The following is a 2,237-nucleotide window of genomic DNA, read 5'->3' as shown; positions in this document are numbered from 1 at the left end:
GTAAAAATGTTGTCAGTTTTGACTACGACAACGAAGAGCCAATCACGATTGAAAAAGGCGCAGAAATGGGCCGTTTTAAGCTAGGGTCTACCGTCGTCTTCTGTGCACCACCAAACACCATCAACTTCGAAGAGTCATTGAAAGCAGAATCACCTGTTCGTATGGGCGAAACATTCGCAACAATAAAGTAAGGCTCTTCAATCGATACTAGCGGTCGCAATGCACCGCTAGTTTCTCTTCATTTATTAACTTTCCAATCAATAGCACATGGCGTTGAATCAAGGCTTTATTGCGTTGAAAAACAGCTGTTCTCTCTTTCCTCCATCGCGCATAACTCTCACTGAGCATCGGTGCTAATTCGCCCTCCAAATCGGCCATTGCTTCGCTCAATGCGTACTGTCGGCGATTAAGATCCGCAGCCCACTGCTGAACCTCACCCACAAAATATTTTTGTACGACGTTTTGCAGTATCTTTGACGAGTGTCTCCCTGCTACACAGATTTGCTCAGAATCGAGCACGCCTTCGAGAAAGCTATTGAGCACTTCAAGCCTGTTATTCAAAAGACTAAAACTTGATAGCAGTGCTCCGCCATCACCGATATTTATCTGAAATAACATCGTCTCTAGTTCTTGCTCCGTTTGAACATAATTCTCTGACTGCCACTGTTTGAAAAGCGACACAACAGAACTCAGGGCAAGGATAGGCTCAAGATTAGTATTTTCGGGATAAGACCCTAAGTTTTTAGGCAGGCGCCAAAAACTCGAAAACTCATCCCCTTCAATCAACATGGCGGTAGAGACATAAGGAAATTGTTGGCGTTTATACTCTATCTCTTGCTTCACGATTCGAGCAAGCTCCGTCTTTTCTTCAGTCTCGAGCATCGCAATGCAACTTGGGGCATCTCGTAAAAAACGCACAAGATACAAAACGCGTTGCGATGCGGTTGCTACACGCCCTAAGCTGGAATTTGCTTGGGCAACGGTTTCTTGTAATCGACATCCATACAGGCTCATAAAGTCCAGAATATCGATACTTTCTGATGATTGAGCTTGCCATGCTTGAACTAGTGGCTTCTGTGGAAGTGTCGGAACCGACAATGTATTGAAGTCTTGCGTTTGAATTTCACCTGCGTCAGAGATGTCCGCAAACACATTTTCTAATCGAGCCTGATAGTTATCCAACACTTGCTCACCATGACTCGCTGAACTAAAGCCACAAGCACTCAACAACAATGAAAAGAAAACAACGATGACTACGCCAAAAAACTTGGCTTTGTATCGGTTCCGAAGTTCAGAATTACGCGCGATCAATGGGAAAGCTCAACACCTCTTGAATAGAACTGACTTTCAGCTTGAGCATCAACAAACGGTCAACACCAAGTGCAACGCCAGAACACTCAGGTAAGCCAGAAGCTAATGCACTTACAAGATTCTTATCATACGGTACATTGGCCAGTTTAAGTTCATGACGCGCGCGTCGATCTTCTATAAATCGCGCCTCTTGCTCACTGGCATCCACTAGTTCGTCGTAGGCATTCGCGAGCTCAATGCCGTTCACATACAATTCAGCGCGCTTCCCTACTCGATTGCCAAACGAGTCTACTTCAATACGCGCCAATGAGGCCTGACTCGCTGGGTAATCAGTAAGAAAACACGGTCTATCAAATCCTAATTTAGGTTCGATACACACAGAAATAAGCAAGTCTAAGCATGCGTCACGGTCAGGTGTTTCAACCTCAGCAAGCCCAGCTTGGCTCGAACACAATGCCTGTAACTCGCTTAATTCGGCTGAGAATGGGTCAATCTCTAAGTACTTTAAAAAGACTTCACGGTAGGTATATACAATGGGTCGCTCAAGGCTCAACTGCTCACAAACGAGATCTGCGATTTCTTCCATTAATTCAGTCAAACTGAACCCTACTCGATACCACTCAAGCATTGTGAATTCGGGGTTATGCCTACCCCCCTGCTCGGCTTCACGAAAACTTTTACAAAGCTGATAGATATCGCCTAAACCGCTTGCGAGTAGACGCTTCATCGCAAACTCTGGAGAGGTTTGAAGAAAAAAGTTTAAGGATTGATGCGCATCTTGATTGCCTGAAGCACGATAACTTGCAAGATGTGGGTCCGTTGACCCTGAAACACTCATCAACGGCGTGTCGACTTCGAGAACATTACGTGCAGAAAAAAAAGCCCGCAGCTGAGCATACAACTCAGCACGGGCTTTAATTGCAGTA

General features: G+C 45.2%; 3 protein-coding genes. 1 reads left to right on the top strand and 2 read right to left on the bottom strand.

Features of this window, described 5'->3' with window-relative positions:
* Window positions 1–191: phosphatidylserine decarboxylase (locus tag A3739_RS10045; protein ID WP_197472254.1), on the top strand; the 191-nt coding region annotated here is incomplete at its 5' end.
* Between the two features lie 16 nt (window positions 192–207).
* Here A3739_RS10045 and A3739_RS10040 read toward each other — a convergent pair.
* Window positions 208–1,311, bottom strand: coding sequence for a DUF3080 family protein (locus A3739_RS10040; RefSeq protein ID WP_068476425.1), 1,104 nt, complete (start codon window positions 1,309–1,311; stop codon window positions 208–210).
* Window positions 1,298–2,237, bottom strand: a 940-nt coding sequence (epmA, locus tag A3739_RS10035) for an EF-P lysine aminoacylase EpmA (RefSeq protein WP_068501189.1), incomplete at its 5' end; no start/stop codon positions are given. The genes epmA and A3739_RS10040, both read right to left, overlap by 14 nt.

The organism is Oleiphilus sp. HI0067, from assembly GCF_001635735.1.
The sequence above is the reverse complement of the archived record's forward strand: the minus strand, read 5'-3'. Positions and strand labels throughout refer to the sequence as shown.